General features: G+C 47.9%; 19 protein-coding genes and 1 tRNA gene. 16 read left to right on the top strand and 4 right to left on the bottom strand.

Going from position 1 to position 15,661, the window contains the following annotated elements:
• Positions 1-171 precede the first annotated feature (171 nt).
• The 3 genes from ACGHUK_RS09960 to ACGHUK_RS09950 all read left to right on the top strand — a co-directional run bounded on the left by ACGHUK_RS09960 (position 172) and on the right by ACGHUK_RS09950 (position 1,954).
• On the top strand, positions 172-1,230 hold the full coding sequence (locus ACGHUK_RS09960) for an IS30 family transposase (RefSeq protein ID WP_390574237.1): 1,059 nt from the start codon (positions 172-174) through the stop codon (positions 1,228-1,230).
• Positions 1,231-1,465: 235 nt separating this feature from the next.
• Positions 1,466-1,550: transfer RNA gene (locus tag ACGHUK_RS09955), tRNA-Tyr, on the top strand.
• A gap of 152 nt (positions 1,551-1,702) precedes the next feature.
• Positions 1,703-1,954 (top strand): DUF6061 family protein, encoded by a 252-nt coding sequence (locus ACGHUK_RS09950; RefSeq protein ID WP_390574235.1) that lies wholly within the window; start codon positions 1,703-1,705, stop codon positions 1,952-1,954.
• Positions 1,955-2,052: 98 nt separating this feature from the next.
• Here ACGHUK_RS09950 and ACGHUK_RS09945 read toward each other — a convergent pair whose 3' ends face one another.
• The 4 genes from ACGHUK_RS09945 to ACGHUK_RS09930 form a co-directional block, all read right to left on the bottom strand.
• Positions 2,053-2,229, bottom strand: coding sequence for a hypothetical protein (locus ACGHUK_RS09945; protein ID WP_223387700.1), 177 nt, complete (start codon positions 2,227-2,229; stop codon positions 2,053-2,055).
• A gap of 17 nt (positions 2,230-2,246) precedes the next feature.
• A complete protein-coding gene (locus ACGHUK_RS09940; protein WP_390575805.1) occupies positions 2,247-3,512 on the bottom strand; it encodes a plasmid recombination protein in 1,266 nt (421 codons plus the stop codon).
• A 366-nt stretch (positions 3,513-3,878) separates the two neighbouring features.
• Positions 3,879-5,195: a phage/plasmid primase, P4 family gene (locus ACGHUK_RS09935; protein ID WP_390574233.1), complete on the bottom strand. Its 1,317-nt coding sequence runs from the start codon at positions 5,193-5,195 to the stop codon at positions 3,879-3,881.
• 73 nt (positions 5,196-5,268) lie between these two features.
• Positions 5,269-5,877 (bottom strand): CHC2 zinc finger domain-containing protein, encoded by a 609-nt coding sequence (locus ACGHUK_RS09930; protein ID WP_390574231.1) that lies wholly within the window; start codon positions 5,875-5,877, stop codon positions 5,269-5,271.
• A 248-nt stretch (positions 5,878-6,125) separates the two neighbouring features.
• On the opposite strand from ACGHUK_RS09930, the gene ACGHUK_RS09925 reads away from it, so the two are divergent.
• From ACGHUK_RS09925 to ACGHUK_RS09865, 13 genes are all read left to right on the top strand, one after another.
• Complete coding sequence (locus ACGHUK_RS09925; RefSeq protein WP_390574229.1) at positions 6,126-6,956, top strand: helix-turn-helix transcriptional regulator; 831 nt, start codon at positions 6,126-6,128, stop codon at positions 6,954-6,956.
• Positions 6,940-7,605, top strand: a complete 666-nt coding sequence (locus ACGHUK_RS09920) for a sigma-70 family RNA polymerase sigma factor (RefSeq protein WP_390574228.1) — start codon at positions 6,940-6,942, stop codon at positions 7,603-7,605. The genes ACGHUK_RS09925 and ACGHUK_RS09920 overlap by 17 nt, the downstream gene beginning before the upstream one ends.
• Positions 7,606-7,669: 64 nt before the next feature.
• Positions 7,670-8,200, top strand: coding sequence for an RNA polymerase sigma factor (locus tag ACGHUK_RS09915; protein ID WP_097785869.1), 531 nt, complete (start codon positions 7,670-7,672; stop codon positions 8,198-8,200).
• Positions 8,193-8,882 (top strand): DUF4367 domain-containing protein, encoded by a 690-nt coding sequence (locus ACGHUK_RS09910; RefSeq protein ID WP_390574227.1) that lies wholly within the window; start codon positions 8,193-8,195, stop codon positions 8,880-8,882. The genes ACGHUK_RS09915 and ACGHUK_RS09910 overlap by 8 nt, the downstream gene beginning before the upstream one ends.
• Positions 8,883-9,063: 181 nt before the next feature.
• A complete protein-coding gene (locus ACGHUK_RS09905; RefSeq protein WP_055186022.1) occupies positions 9,064-9,537 on the top strand; it encodes a hypothetical protein in 474 nt (157 codons plus the stop codon).
• A gap of 253 nt (positions 9,538-9,790) precedes the next feature.
• Positions 9,791-10,246 (top strand): hypothetical protein, encoded by a 456-nt coding sequence (locus tag ACGHUK_RS09900; RefSeq protein ID WP_112122215.1) that lies wholly within the window; start codon positions 9,791-9,793, stop codon positions 10,244-10,246.
• 645 nt (positions 10,247-10,891) lie between these two features.
• Entirely contained in the window at positions 10,892-11,353 is a 462-nt protein-coding gene (locus ACGHUK_RS09895) for an SMI1/KNR4 family protein (protein WP_146746961.1), read from the top strand.
• Between the two features lie 12 nt (positions 11,354-11,365).
• Complete coding sequence (locus ACGHUK_RS09890) at positions 11,366-11,476, top strand: zinc ribbon domain-containing protein (RefSeq protein ID WP_112122216.1); 111 nt, start codon at positions 11,366-11,368, stop codon at positions 11,474-11,476.
• A gap of 287 nt (positions 11,477-11,763) precedes the next feature.
• Positions 11,764-12,204: a hypothetical protein gene (locus ACGHUK_RS09885; protein WP_005929376.1), complete on the top strand. Its 441-nt coding sequence runs from the start codon at positions 11,764-11,766 to the stop codon at positions 12,202-12,204.
• A 409-nt stretch (positions 12,205-12,613) separates the two neighbouring features.
• Complete coding sequence (locus tag ACGHUK_RS09880; RefSeq protein WP_015538141.1) at positions 12,614-12,952, top strand: hypothetical protein; 339 nt, start codon at positions 12,614-12,616, stop codon at positions 12,950-12,952.
• Between the two features lie 244 nt (positions 12,953-13,196).
• Positions 13,197-13,502 (top strand): type II toxin-antitoxin system RelB/DinJ family antitoxin, encoded by a 306-nt coding sequence (locus ACGHUK_RS09875; RefSeq protein WP_035393314.1) that lies wholly within the window; start codon positions 13,197-13,199, stop codon positions 13,500-13,502.
• A complete protein-coding gene (locus ACGHUK_RS09870) occupies positions 13,499-13,819 on the top strand; it encodes a type II toxin-antitoxin system RelE/ParE family toxin (RefSeq protein ID WP_112090862.1) in 321 nt (106 codons plus the stop codon). The genes ACGHUK_RS09875 and ACGHUK_RS09870 overlap by 4 nt, the downstream gene beginning before the upstream one ends.
• A 13-nt stretch (positions 13,820-13,832) precedes the next feature.
• Positions 13,833-15,326 carry a recombinase family protein gene (locus ACGHUK_RS09865; protein WP_390574224.1) on the top strand — a complete coding sequence of 498 codons (1,494 nt, stop codon included), beginning with the start codon at positions 13,833-13,835 and terminating at the stop codon, positions 15,324-15,326.
• Positions 15,327-15,661: the final 335 nt, after the last annotated feature.

The raw sequence follows: 15,661 nt of genomic DNA, 5'->3' as shown, positions 1-15,661 counted from the left end.
ATGCCCCGCTGGCATCCTGACGGATTGCTGGCGGGGCATTTTTTGTTTGTCTGGGAGTTTTGCACAAAGGAAATGTGCAAAGTGTGGAAAGTTTGCGAATTGACAACGGTACACCGTATAATTTACGCTTAAAACGAAAATAAACGCCATAGTCGGAAGGAGGAAAACGGCGTGCGAGTGTTCAAACAGCTTACGCTTACAGACCGAATCCGTATCGAAAAGTGGTTGAAAGATGGGCTGAGAGTAAAGGAAATCGCAGACAGGTTACGAGTGGACCCGTCCACGGTGTACCGGGAACTGAAGCGCGGCAGCTATGACAAGCTGGACGGTAAGACGTGGAAGCTGATCCCTACATACAGCCCGGACATTGCAGAGCAAAGGTATCAGGCACATCTTCGGGAAAAGGGACCAAACCTTAAAATCGGCAAGGATCATGAACTTGCAAGCTATATCGAGCAGACCATAATAGATAAGGACTGCTCACCGGCTGCTGTGTACGGTTATGCCCTGGAAGAAGGACGGACATTCAAAACGCATATATCGGTGCCTACCATATATAGCTACATCAAAAAGGGCGTGTTCCTGAATCTGACACAAAAGGCGCTGCCCAGACATGGTGTGCATAAGGGTGACTATAAAAAGGTCAAAACAAAGAATCCTGCCCGTGCGCCGGCTGGTGAGAGTATTGAAAAGCGCCCGGCGGAAGTAAAAGACCGTGAAGAATTTGGACACTGGGAAATGGACACAGTGTATTCAGGCAAGAAGAAAAGCACGGTTGCACTGCTGGTGCTGACCGAGCGCAAAACCCGGAACGAAAATATTATAATGGTGCCAGATCGCCGTGCAGAGACGACCGTGCAGGCAATCAATGCGCTGGAACGGAAGTTGGGCGCAGAGAAGTTCGGCATCATTTATAAGAGCATTACGGTGGATAACGGCAGTGAGTTTGCATTGGCCGACCAGCTGGAACAGTCCTGCATCACCGGGGATAAGCGGACGAAGGTATATTACTGCCACCCGTATTCTTCCTGGGAACGTGGGAGCAATGAGAATGTGAACGGCATGATCCGCCGCCGGCATCCGAAAGGCACGGACTTCTCAAAACTCACGGCGGAAGAAATCGCAGCCACGGAGAACTGGATTAACAGCTATCCTAGAAAAATTTTCGGCTATAAGAGCGCCGGCACAATGTTCCGCGAATGCCTGCGGGAGCTTGGTTTGACAGCATAAAGCACATAGAAAGCAGAAAATCACTGGTAAAAATGAACAATAAGGGATAACCGCAAGCGGGGTGCGCTTGGCGACTTGTTTGCTTTACGCTAAAATCCACAAAAACAGAGCCGAAAATTTGTTGCATTTAATGCTTTACTTTTCAAAAATCCAAAAATTCCGCAAAAGATGTTGACAAACTACCATCCGGGTGGTAATATATACAGGCAATCCATGGACTGCAAAAACTGAATATGGGCGTGTTCCCGAGTGGCCAATGGGGACAGACTGTAAATCTGCTGCTTTCAGCTTCGGTGGTTCGAATCCACCCGCGCCCACCAAACAAGAAAAATCCGAACCTGTTTCCGATTGGAGAAGGGTTCGGATTTTTCGTTTTCTTCGGGTACAACGATGAAGGCTCCCGTGGACGGTGCAAAACTCCGATACCTTGTCATAGACCGTAAGCCGATAACAAGAATTGGAGGATGCGATTATGAAGTACGATGAAAGAGCCTGCAAGTTTAACATGGATACCGGGTGTGTAGAGTTGACTCTCCAAGATGGGAGAAAAATTTCCATTGACTGCACCGGGGTTGAGGATGCACTGGATGTGACTATGGCACAAAGGGCAGAGTTGGACTATCTCGTCTATAATGACCCGCTGGGCTATGCCGATTTGATTCTGAATGGCGATCCGAAGGAATATTTGAAGAATATGGCTGGGAGCTATGGGCTAGAAGATTAAGGACAAAAAAATAAGAGGTGTGCCCAACTGGACACACCTCGGTAAGATACATCTATATAAGGCAGGGCGTTCCCTTTACTGGGAGCGTCCTGCTGTTTTTATGCTGCAACAGGCAAGGCTTGTAGAGCTTCCTGCTCTTTCAGCCATTCCTCATATTCACGCTGGCCTTCCTCGCTGTTGAAAAACTCAACCATGGAGGGATAAAAGCAACGTGCAAGGGTCTTGATTGCTTCATCCGGGTAGCCGGATTTGTTTGACTTCTTCTTTTTGTTCAAATGGTATCCTCCGAAAATCAAAGTTCCATATCCTGCCCACGCTTGCGGTTTCGCTGCGGCACATTCATGGTGTGCTCCTGCTTGGGGGCAAGAATCTTTTCCAGAAAGCCACGCACCAGTTCGGGCGCACGGTGGAGAGCATCCAGATAGGGTTTCACGTCGTACCACAGGTCGTGGTACTTGTTGCTCCAACGAACGGCCTCTTTCTTGGCGGTGGAAAGTTCTTCTTTCAGGCGGCGGTTCTCCACATCCATCATATAGCCGTGGTCGGCTTGCTTTTTCAGCTTGGAAAACTCTTCTTCGGTCAGCGAATAGTTGCCGAGAAAGGTGCGCTTACCAATATAATCCAGATCGCGCGCATGAATGAGGGCTTCTTTTGTGAGCGTGACCTTTTTCTGCACAGCGGCAAGTTCCTTTTCGGTCTTGGAGAGGGTTTTGTTGGTTTGGGTGAGGTGCTGCTCTTTCTGGTCAATCTGGGCGGTCAGGGCGTCCAGCCGTTCCTGCTCCCGCTGGACTTTGAACTGGGTGACGGCCAGGTGTTCTTCGGTGCTGCCGCGCTCGCCGCGCTCTACATCGGTGTACCCGGCATTGTGCATATAGTTGAAGAAATCGTCTTGCAGGATGCTGTACGACTTCTTCAGGACTGGCTTGCCGCTCTTTTGCAGGACAGGCTTTCCAGCATCGTCCAGCAGGGGCTTGGAAGCCCACTTCTTGCTTCGGCTGACCTGCATGACGGTCTCCTTGACGGTGCCGACCAGTGCCTTGTCCTTGCAGCGTTTCGACCAGAGGATCTGCTTTTCCACCACAGGTACATAGACCACGTGGAGATGGTAGTGGTAGACCTCCCGGCCTAGTGCTTCGGTCATGGCACGGTTGATCTCATCGGCGTGCATGACTGCCGAGAGGATATACTGCTCACCACCCACGATCTGAACGGCTGCTTTGTAGGCATCCGCATAGAACTGCTTGGCGAACTCGTAGCCACCGTGATTGTCAAAATAGGCCGAGTTGACATCAAAGACAAGCTCGCAATAATGGGTGGCATCCGGCTTCAAGCCGCGCGTTGAAATCGTACCAGCGGTTTCCAGTTGGGCGAACAGGTCAGTGTAGCTGGCGGTTGGCTTTTTGAAGTGGACGTTCCATGCAGCGCGCTGGGGGATAATATCGGGGTTCCGATAGCTGTCCTTTTCACGCTCATTGTGCTGCTGAGTGTTGCCAACGGCCTTGTCCGAAACGGCGAGATTCCGGACGCTTGTGCGGTCGATGCCATCGTTTCTTGCCAGAGGGCATCCCTCCTTTCAGGGTTCAGAGGAAGGTGACGGGGGACGGAGGTGCACTTCTTCGGAAGTGTAATAACCCACTATGACACTTTCATCCCTGCGGTCTGCAAAGTGTAGTGGGCTCTCCGAGGGGGAACGTCTCCTGCGGGAGAGTTACAATCAAGTTCGCACAATGCGAATTTGATTGCTTCGTACGCATCTGAAAAAATCGCGTACGGAGTTCAAATAACCTGTACGGTTCGTACGACGTACGGATGAACAAAATACAAACGATAACACGTCTTAATTTGCTTCGATTTGCCGTACAGGTGCGTACAAGTACAGACCGTACAGGTTGTACGAACTTCTTCCGTGAAAAAAATGCACTTTTTACGGACAGGGGTGGACAAGCGGCTCGATGCCTACAAAACCCCGCACCCTGCGGCCACCGGGCAGGTAGATGTTGTTGGTGGCTTCAAGGTTGTAGCGACGGTCATTCTGGCGCAGCTCTGCGCTGAAACGAATCGCCGATACGCTGTGGCAGGCGTTGTCCTCACACCACTGCTTATAAATGTCGTAGAACTCCTTGGAGCTGATGGAGTAGTCCGCCTTGAAGCGGAAGTAGCCCTCGGACTCCATGAAGTCGATGACATTGTTGCTGCTGCGCTTGATGGTGTCCACGTTGGCGGCGGCTCGTTCGCTGACGGTAAAGCGGAAATCGTTCTGCACCAGCCGGTGCAGTCCTTCCAGACACCACAGCAGGATGCCCTCCAACTCGGCGCACATCTTCTCCACAAGGAAAGGGTCATCCGTGCGGTCAGCAGGCTTGTCCTTGGTGGTCAGGATAAGCTGGCGGCGGAAGAAACCGTCCGAATGGTCGTACAGCGAGGTCAACGCGCCGTTGCCGAAGCAGAGGAACCGGGCGTAGATGTCCCGCTGGTAGCTCTGGACACCCTTGCGCTCCAAGTCCAGCTTGGCTTCGGCAGTCACGATGGTCTTAATATAATTCGTCTTGGGCAGGGCGTTCATGTCCATGTCGTCGTCGATCATCAGCAGGCGGCGTTCCAGATCGGCGCGGGCAAAACGGTTATTCTCTACTTTCTGGACGCTGCCATTGCTGGCGGCATCTCCCATGAGCCGCTTCAGCACCAGCCCGATGCGGGATTTGCCCTCGCCGCCCTTGCCAACGATGAGCATCATCTTCTGTCCCTTGGTGCTGGGGATCAGGCAGTAGCCCAGATACTCCTGCAAGGTGGAGATGTCGGCATCGTCCAGCAGCTCGTGCAGAAAGGTCAGCCAGCGGTCAGGGCTGGCGGCTTTGGGGTCATATCTCACAGGTAAGCGGTTCTGACAGAACAGGCGGCTCTCCTGAAAAGAGCCGTCCGGCAGATGGTACACGCCGTTCTGGAGGTGGATGCAGTCCTGCTCGATGGGGAACGGGTCGGAAAAGGCCAGCAGCTTGATGGTCTCCAGAATGTTGGTGACCTTTTTGGACAGGCCGGAGGTGACGTATTCCTCGATGTTCTCCAAGATGCGCTGCTTGATCTCGCTCTCGTCCTCTACCGGGCCGTCCAGCGTGTACAGCGTTCCATTGACGCATTTCAGCGGCCACTGTTCCAGAAAGGCACGTCCAAACTGGACTTCGTCAATTTTCTTGCCGTTGTACCAGTCCGGCCATAAAGGGTTGCGGGAAATGTTTTTCTTCATGTGGTAGTTCTCCTTTAAAAAAGTAAAGTGGTGATTATCATAATGATAAGCACCACTTTAGGTGAATGAATTGTCAGGCGCACTTTGCCAGAGCAAGGCGGTCGGTGTGCTCCTCCAGCATCAGCAGGAACGACCCGGACAGCAGCTGTGCGGCGGCAGCGGCCTTCTGCTGGGGCGTTCCAAAAGCAACGCAGTCCGTCAGGTGCTCGATGGTCTCGGTCGTGTGGAGGGCTTCCACGAACCGCTCGTCCAGCGGTTCTTCCGGGCTGGCGGGCTTGTAACGCTCTCGCCAGCCGTGCAGCAGGTCGAGATAATCGGTCAGCACCCGCAGGCAGTAGGCGATGTCTGCCCACTGCTCGTCCGTCAGGCCACGCTTGGGCGGCGGCAGGGCGATGGCATTGGCGGGCGGCTTATCCGGGTCAAGCCCGAAGTCACTTGCGAGCTTCTCGGCGGCTTGCCGGGGGTTCAGGTCGAACAGCTTGGCGGTGAGGTCGATGGCATCTCCATTGGCCCCGCAAGCGAAACAGTAATAGTAGGATTCGTTCAGCATCATACTGGGGTGGTTGTCGGAATGGAACGGACAGCACACCATGCCATGGCGGTCGGGCTCCATGCCGTACATCTCTCCCACCTGCCGAACGGTGATGGCGGACTTGACAGTTTGATACAGGCTCAAGGGCATTTCTCCTTTGTTTCGTGTGTTGCACCAGAGTACCCAGCGTGGGAACTCTGGTGTTTTTTGCTTCCTGCCTGAATATACGGAGAATTTTGCAGAAAGGGTGAAAAAGCGGCAGAACTGCAACGGAAAAAGAAAAAAGCCCTTACTGGTTGCAGGGCTGCAACAGCAAGGGCGGAGAGGTAACCGTATATTGAACAAAACGGCAGAGCGTATTATAATGAGAAAAAAGTTCAAAAAGGAGGGCCGACTTTATGGCACAGGAATATCTGCCTGCACCGTCCAACGTCCGTCTTGCGGACTTGATGAAAGAGCACGACATCAGCCAACCGGAGCTTGCCAAGGAAATCGGCTGCTCCAAGAGCACCATCAACCGTTTTATCAGTGGCGCAAAAGGAACTCTGACCCATGAGCAGGTGCTGAAGATCGCAAGGCTGTTCAACGTGTCCACGGATTTTTTGCTTGGAGAAACCAATATCCCCGACCGCAAGAATTACGACATTGCCGAACTGGGCTTGTCCGTAGAAGCTGCAAAGAACCTCTACACAGGACGTGTCAATACAGAGGTGATCAACCTGCTGTTGGAAAACGCCCGCTTTGCAGAGCTTACTTACCGCATAGCGCAGTATTTTGATGATACCTTTGCATCCGGTATCGCGGCACAGAACGCCATGCTCACGACACTGAGCACCCTGCTGCGCACAAGGGTCAAGACCCCGGAGGCAGCCAAAGCCGCAAAGGACATCAGCCTTCGGAGAAAGCCGGTGTATCAAGGTGATCTTGATGATATCGAGATGTACTTCATGGCGGCGGTCAAGGAAATCAAAAAGGGCATCGGGAGCCATTACGCCGAACAGGAAGCCATGAGCAAGAAAGTGGCCGAGAAGATGTTCACCGAATTGACCAAAGGGCAGGATGTGCAGCACCCAACGATCACGGCAGAGCAGCTGACAGACGCAATGTTGGGTAGCGTTTCGGGCATGGAGGGAGCCACGCCGGAAACACTGGAACAGCTGCGAAGCGGGCTGCTGGGAATCTTGCAGTCTGCCGCAGAACAGGAAAACGCCCATGAAGCAGACGAATGAACGGCTTTGTGCGCTGGCACAGAAAGGCGATGCAGCTGCGCTGGACAGCCTGATCGACAACAACAAGTCCTTTATCGGCAAGGCGGCAAATGATCTCTTCCGCAGTATGAATCTGGCACAGGCTGGCCTGAACCTTGACACGGACGATTTGAAACAGGCAGGCAATCTGGGCTTGTGGAAGGCCGTGCCAAAGTTCGATGCAGCGCGCGGCATGAAGTTCCTGACCTACGCGGCTCCTGCCATCCGCAACGCCATGATGGATATGGTTCGGGATGCCTTTGCCGCTTTTGAGCAGCGGATGGTGACGGAGGACAAGGACGGTATCTGTTACCAGCGTGTTTCGCTGGATGATGTTCTGCCGGGAGAGGAACAACTGCGGCGCATTGAAGCCATAGCCGACCCTTACGCCATGCAGCCGCAGAACATTATGGAAGAACAGGAATCGCGCCGGGAACTGTACGATGGCCTGAAACGGCTGACCCAACGGGAGCAGACCTATCTGCTGTACCGCTATGGCTTCACCGATGGCGAGGAACATCCGCTGATCGGCACGGCGATATACTTTCACCTGACAAAAGGCCGCGCAAAAAAGACGGAGGAACAGGCCATGGATAATCTGTGGCTGGAACTGCCGTGGTGGTTTATCTGAATGGGCAGAGAGGAATTGTGTCAAATTGACATAATTCCTCCCGATAAGAGGGATGTGAGCGAAAATGCTGGCAATGTATCTGGCAGTTCTGGATGACCAGAGCGGTGAAGAACAATTTGTAGATGTATACAATACCTACAAGCGGCTGGTCTACCATACTGCTTACAAAATTATGGGCGATTCGTATCTGGCAGAAGATGTACTGCAAGAGGTGTTTTTGTACGTTGCCAAAAATTTTTCTAAAATTCATCGAGAAAACTGTCACGAACTCGCTGCTTATCTCGTTAGTTGTAGTAGAAGCCGTGCTTACGATATGCTTCGCAAGCAGCGAGAAGAACCGCTGGAAGAAGTCCCGGACGCACCAGATGATGCCCCGGTGCCGGATGATGCAGCAGTCAGCACCGATAACATCCAACACCTGACAGAACTGATCGGACAGATGAAGCCGATGTATCGTGATCCGCTGCGCCTTTTGGCAATGGGCTGCACCAACAGGGAGATTGCCGAATCGCTTGGACTGACGGATGAAGTGGTTCGGATGCGGCTTTTCCGTGGAAGAAAACTATTGTGGAAGGAGTTGAACAGCCATGAGTGAGCGGACAGAAGTTTCTTTTGATGCAGCGTTGATGATGGCACTCCGTGCAGATGCACAAAGAGAACTGGACGAGCTGCCAACTCCGGCACAGCTTAAAGAACGCTACCCGGACACGTTCCGATGGGATGCTCGCCTGAAAGCGGCATTGCATAAACGCCGTCCGGTGCTGAAACGAGTGCTTGTTGCAGCCATGACGCTGGTAATTTTAACTCTCGGCGCACTTGCAGTAAGCGCAGACTTCCGCAAGGCAGTCTACACGATGATTCAGAAGTTCCTGCCCATTGAGATGCAGCTGACGTATCAAGTGGACGGCGAACCGTTGGAACGATTACCGGATGGATACAGCGATCATTATGTGCCGGACGGCTTTGAAATGGACGATGCGCAGAAATTTGAACGAGCAGAAAACTTTTTACATGTTTACTCGTCAAAAGAAACAGAGGAAAGCTACACTGTCCGTTGTTCAATTATCCAGCCGGGGCAGCAGTCCCTATTTGATAATGAGCATACAGTGTACGAAACCGTAAAGGTCGGAGAAGCAGATGCAACTTTGGGAACGAGTGCAAGCGAAAACGGAGACACCGTTTATATTTTAAGCTGGGAGCAAGGAGGCGTTTCAAACACGATTATGGGAAACATTTCACGAGATGAGATTATGAAAATTGCTGAAAACGTATTTTAATATGAAACTCCATGTTATTTGTTAGAATCAACAAATAACATGGAGTTTCTTTGTATAAGCGTACAAACTTAACGAAAAGCAGAGATTTTTTCAAAAAAGCTGTCACAAACATAAGGCGAGCTACGTTGACTAAGCAAAAGCTCCTATTAGGAGCAAAAGATTGGAGGTGTATTGTCTATTTATGATGAGAAAAAAAGAAAAAGTAATCACAATGACTGTGACCTTGATTTTGGTGGTCATACTGATTTGTATAAAAGTCACTCACTTTGTGATAATAGAACGTCCATTGAAACAATGCAGGATAGTATCAGCATACCATCTTACAGTAGACACTAATGGTGCTCAAATTGACCAGTCTTGGCTATTTGAAAAGGATGACCTGACATATATAGATATTGCCAAAACTTTTGAGCAGACATATTTTGTCACTGATTATGCTGGTGGTTCTGGTGATAGCGGTGCACTCAATGAACTCACGATAGCTTTTGGTGAAACAATGGACGGAATGCCAGATATTCGCATAACGGTTTCTGAAAATGGCTACATTCAAATCAATGGTAAAAGAGCATATCCGCTTTCTCTTAAATATGCAGGCAAGAGGCTTTACGTACATCTTTTGGGGTGCTTACAGGATGGAGCCGATCTGCAGCAATAAGAATGACTAAGCAGAAGTTCCTGTGGAAGGTAAATGCATAAAAGTTTGCATGGAGGTGATTCCGATGCAGGATAAAAGTGAATCTTAAAAATAAATAGCTATTATGATGGATGATGGACGGAGCGAAACCATTACTGGAAACACCAGCAGATAATGTAAGGAGATTCTTTTATGAAAAATATTACTAGAAAAACTTTTTTGAAATCGGAAATAATCCTACCATTACATTTGCTCTAAATAAATGAGGCCGTCAATGAAAGCAAGGATTGTTCGTTATAGTTTTATAGGTGTCGTTGCAGTGCTTATAATTCTATGTGGAATGAAATTTAGCAATATGTACAAAGATTACCAAAAGCTTCAATTCAACCAAGAACAGATCGATACACAAGTATCTGTTTTGATGTCCATGCTTTTTTCAGACTTGTACTATTCCGACCCCATTGATTTGGGCGAGACCAAAGAGCATGCAGATGAACTTAGCGTTTTGCTTCAAGTAACATCCTATGATGAAATTTCTCATTTTAACGATATTGCCAACAAATTGATTGAAATATCGAAGAATGTTGAGTCACGTCCGGCATTTAGTGAACAGACAATTGAACTGTTTCAAAGTTTTATTTACAATCTTGGAAAACCTCTTTCCGATGATATAGATACGTTGAGTACATCTCTATATGAATCGATAATGTCAGAGAGCGTTGAAGGATAGGACTATTTTTACATAGTTTGAATTTATTATGCGTGGAACTAAAAAATATAAGATTGTTAAATGTTTCAGACATTTCGGTGCTATTATAATATTGCTATGGCTAATTTCTATCGTAAGATTTCCGTATTCTTTTGATAAATTGCAAGTGTTATCAAATAAAAATTTTGAAAGCGTTTCAAATTCTGTGTTAACTCTTGTTGATTGTAAATCGACCGAATCGAAGTCTTCAATTGATTTTTTACTAACTGATGGAAAGCAATATTACATTATAACGGCAAAACGTTTCTTTATAGGGAATCGATATGATTTATCCCAGCTGATGCCTTTCTCAGAAGGAACAAGTTATAGCTATACAGACTGTTTCACCAAGGTGAATGTTATTCAATCAGGCAATAAATTGTGTTTAGATGAGGAAAGATATGTTCAACCTTATATCTTATCGTTTCTCTTTTTGTGCGTTGTGTTAATGCTCAATATTTTGGGAGATAAATCCACTCCAGAGGAATAGAGATAATGACGTGCATTTATAAAGCCCTTGAAATATGGTGGAAAAAGTGTGAATAGCAATTTGATTTCCCTTCCAAAAGCAACTCACGCTCAATTTACTACATGGTGGGCGCAATATTAAAAAAAGGGTAGCCTGGAATGAATGGTTTAGATAAAGTTATAGAGCATCTGAATCATGCGCATTTAGATGCTCTATTAAATCCACCAACCAATGATATGATATTGGAACACTTAAAAAAAGAAATGGGACATATTCCAGCTGATTATATTGAATTTCTGAAGCAATGTAATGGACTGACTCTCTATCATAGCGGAGACTATTGTTTATTTGATGCTCAAGAAATTCTTTCGTTCCATTTTAGTAATGATAATTTATTATGTAGGTCGGCATGGAAAATTGGATATTGGATGGGATATGATATTGTCATTAACGTGGATGACATAGAAAAAGAGTATCTTTATGCGGGGGACTGTTGCTCAACAGATGAATTTATATGTGTTGGAAATATACTGAATTTCATTGAAGAAATTGTTAAAAATGGAGGTGATCCTTACTGGACAATCAACGAAAATCAGTACAGAGATTTTTCAAAAAAATAATTTCAAAGCCAAATACCTTCGCCAATTGATCCGCTACCGGATGAAAGATGGTATTGCCCAGACTGTGGGAACTTAAATGATTCTTCCGAACGGTTTTGCAAAAGCTGTGGAAAAGTCCGATAACTATCGTTTAGCATTAAAAACTACGGAAGCTTTACGCTGAAAGCTGTAACTTTAAGCAGACCGGAAAGCTTATAATGAGGGTAGAACAGAAATATGACCAACGAAGATACCACTGATTTTGACGAGCACTTCGCTAAAATTTCGTCCTATATTGTGGACACATTGCACGGCGTTCCACTTGAGATGACCGAGGATGAAAAAGAACAATTTCGCATAAAAGCCACGATTCTTTAGAGTCGAAAGAAAAGAATCGTGGCTTTGTACGTTTGAATTATGGAGCAAGCCAAATGAATAAGAAATTGGAATTTTTTAGCAGTATGGCGGTTGCCTTTATAGTTTTGATATTGGTCTTTCTTTGCATTCGTTTTTCAGGTCAGGGAAAATTTGCTACACATGGAGGAACCAATCCGTCTGATGTAAAATGTATTTATACTTCAGTTTGGCCGGATAATGAATACACTAGGCTTATTTGTGAGCCGGAAAGTGGAACGATAGAATATATATTGGATGGTTCTAATGCTGGGTATTATGCAATCTTTTATAATAATATCTCTGAAGAAGAAATACAAAAATATATTGACCAATTGAAAACCTTAGGATACGCTGAAGAGGCATCGGCTTCAGAAAGCGTTTCGACAGGCGTTTTGCTAAGAAAAGATGAAACATGGATAAGCATTGCATACTCAGAGGGAGGATTTGGAATCCGGATTTCAGTAGAAAAATCCTGAATAAAAGAGATGCTGGGGAATTCCGGTTATCCCTATGATGCAGTGGAAAGAAAATGGATTGCTCAATATGCGAGCCTCCATGACTTGATTTTGATGTTCGGTCACTCAAACCAATGCCGTCAAGCCGGTGGGGGATATGGATAACCTGTGGCTGGAACTGCCGTGGTGGTTTATCTGAGTGAAAAGAAAAATTGTGATTGTGCTACAAGTTTTCTGGAAATTTATGTGCAGCTATACGATTTTGAAAAGAATTGTGGACAGATGAAATAAAGCAGGCTTAAAATTCGTTATTCAAACAGAGAAGCCAATAATCATGATACCATTGATGTGATTCTTATAGCTGCAATCGTTCGGAAAAAATGTGACGTTCAGAAAATTCAAATGGAGCTATGATGAAGAGGTGCTTAAAATGACGAAATCAAGTAAGAAATTGACTGCTTTTGGTATAGCTTTGGCCCTAGCAATTCTTATAGGCGGTTTCCTGTTGCATCCGTGGGAGAGGACAAAATCGGAACTTACTGTAACAAAGGTGGATTTAAGCGATAATTCTATCTATGCAACCGCTCCCAATCAACTGTACGGTACAAATGATTACTATCTCATTCAGGGAGCTTCGGAATACTTAAAAGGAAATATTCAGCTATCGCAAATTGAAGAAGGCGAAAATATTGTGGTAGTTTCCAATGGAAAGGTTTTGTTATCTGACCCCTATCAGTTTGATACGATATACAGTATTCGATTGCAGTAATCCTATTTTCATTAAAGGTCAATCTTCTAGTCTGCCATGGTCGCAGCCAAGAGAGATAATATTCAAACTTACTACTCAGCAAAAGCTAGGCACACTCCAAGAATTTATTATAGAGGGTGAATATCCCGCGCTTTGAACAATTTAACGATGAATATATTGTGCGATATGGAGAATTTCATTTGCGCGTTCACCTCGAATTGACTTGCAACGCAAAATGCGTTACAATGAGACTGAGGTGATAACCATGGAAAAAACGATGACACTGAATCTTCGTGTCAACCCTACTGTCAAGCAGCAAGCCGAGGATGTACTGAAGCAGCTCGGTATCCCGATGGCAACTGCCATTGATATGTACCTGCGCCAGATCACCCTGACGGGCGGCATCCCCTTCTCGCTGTCCCTGCCGAAAGCTCCTGCGGCGCTGAACGCCGATACCATGACCGATGACCAGCTCCATGCAGCCTTGCAGGTGGGCATTAAGGAAATCCAGAACGGTGATACCGTGGATGCTGCAAGCGCATTCGCACAGTTCAGGGAACAGCACAGATGAAGCAGTATGACGTAAAAATTTCCCATGCAGCCCTCAGTGATATGGAGCAGATTTACAGCTACATTGCTGACCGTCTGCTGGAACCTGATACGGCCATGGGGCAGTATAACCGCATTGCTGAAGCCATCCAGTCGTTGAACATCCTGCCGGAACGCTGCGCGCTGGTGGAAAGCGAACCAGAGCGCACCCAAGGGCTGCGGCAGATGCTGGTGGACAACTACTCGGTGTTCTACATTGTGGGCGAGGATACCGTGTCGGTGGCTCGTGTGCTGTATAGTGCATCCGACCTTGTGCGCCGCCTGCGGAGAATGAAGTGAAAGGGGTGTTTGCATGACCGCCGTGATCTATGCTCGCTATTCCAGCGATAACCAGCGTGAAGAATCCATCGAAGGTCAGATTCGCGAGTGTACGGCCTACGCCGAAAAGAACGGCATTACCGTGGTCAAGCACTACATTGACCGCGCCCTTTCCGCCAAAACCGACAACCGCCCGGATTTCCAGCAGATGATCAAGGACAGCGAGAAGCGGTTGTTTGATATTGTGCTGGTCTGGAAGCTCGACCGCTTTGCCCGGAACCGCTACGATTCAGCGCACTATGAGTATCAGTTGGAACGAAATCATGTCAAGCTGGTATCTGCCACGGAGCCTATCTCTGACAGCCCTGCGGGTATCATGGTCAAGAGTATGCTCACCGGCATGGCTGAATACTACTCGGCAGAACTTTCTGAAAAGGTCGTGCGCGGCATGACTGAGAATGTTCTGAAGGGGAAGTACAACGGCGGCACGATTCCCATTGGTTTTAAGGTGGATGAGGAGAAGTTCTTTCAAGTCGACCCGCTGAAAGCTCCCTTTGTGGTAGAAGCCTTTCAGCGGTACAACGATGGCGCAACTATGAAGGAACTGATGAACTGGCTGAACGACAGTGGCGTGACCACCAACCGCAACCAGAAGTTCACCTACAACAGTGTTCAGAAGCTGCTGACGAATAAGCGGTACATCGGAGAAAACCACTTCAAGGACATTGTGATGCCCGACAGCATCCCGGCCATCGTGGACAAGGACTTGTTTGAAGAAGTACAGCAAAAAATCAAGAAGAACAGCCGCGCTCCTGCCCGTCACAAGGCCGAGGACGATTATCTGCTCACCACCAAGCTGTTCTGCGGAATGTGCGGCGCGATGATGTTCGGCGAGTGCGGTACGGGTAGAAACAAGGTCGTTCATCATTATTATAAGTGCGCCACCGCGAAGCGTTTCAAGACCTGCAAGAAAAAGACCGTCCGTAAGGAATGGCTGGAAGATTTGGTCGTAGCTGAAACCATGAAGCTGATTCAAGACGATGCCGTGATTGATGCCATCGTTGCGGAAGTGATGGAGTTGCAGGATCAGGAAAACACCACACTCCCTTTGCTGGAAAAGCAGATGCGCGAGGTGGAGAACGGCATTGAGAATATGCTGAACGCTATCCAGGCGGGTGTGCTGACCAACTCCACCAAATTACGTTTGGAAAAGCTGGAAGCCCAGCAGAAAGAACTTGAAGTTCGGATCGCCGAAGAAAAAATCGCTCGGCCTCGGTTGAGTGAAAATCAGGTTCGGTTCTGGCTGACCCGGTTCCGCAAGCTCGACCCGAACGTGAAAAGCCACCGGGAAACGCTTATCAATACATTCGTGAATGCTGTTTATCTCTATGATGAAAAAGTTTTGATTACATTCAACTACAAAGACGGCACAAAAACCATCACTTTCGATGAAATCGCCGCCAAAGATGCCCCAGAGGGCAATGGTTCGGATTTAGGTTGCTTCGCTCCACCAAAAGAACCAGCGTAGAAATTACGCTGGTTTTTGTTTTGCCCGGCATCTTAAGTCTCACTCTCGAGGGTGGATTCGAACAGCTGCGGCGACATCGCTGAAGATGGCGCAAAAACAGCCCGGTGGGCTGTTTTTAGCAGCGCGGCTCGCGACATCCACCCGCGCCCACCAAAAAACCTCAACGTATGAAAGTACGCTGAGGTTTTTGTTTTGCGACAGGGCTAAACTCACTGGGCAGGTGGATTCGAACAGCTGCGGCGATGTCGTTGAAGACGGCGCAAAAACAGCCCCGATGGACCGTCAGGCTCACCGGGGCTGCTGCTATACCATAATTTTGTTGACGTTAACATTTT

This window comes from Faecalibacterium sp. i25-0019-C1, assembly GCF_042854225.1.
Classification (GTDB): Bacteria; Bacillota; Clostridia; order Oscillospirales; family Ruminococcaceae; genus Faecalibacterium; species Faecalibacterium taiwanense.
This window is presented reverse-complemented; position numbering and strand designations above follow the sequence as displayed.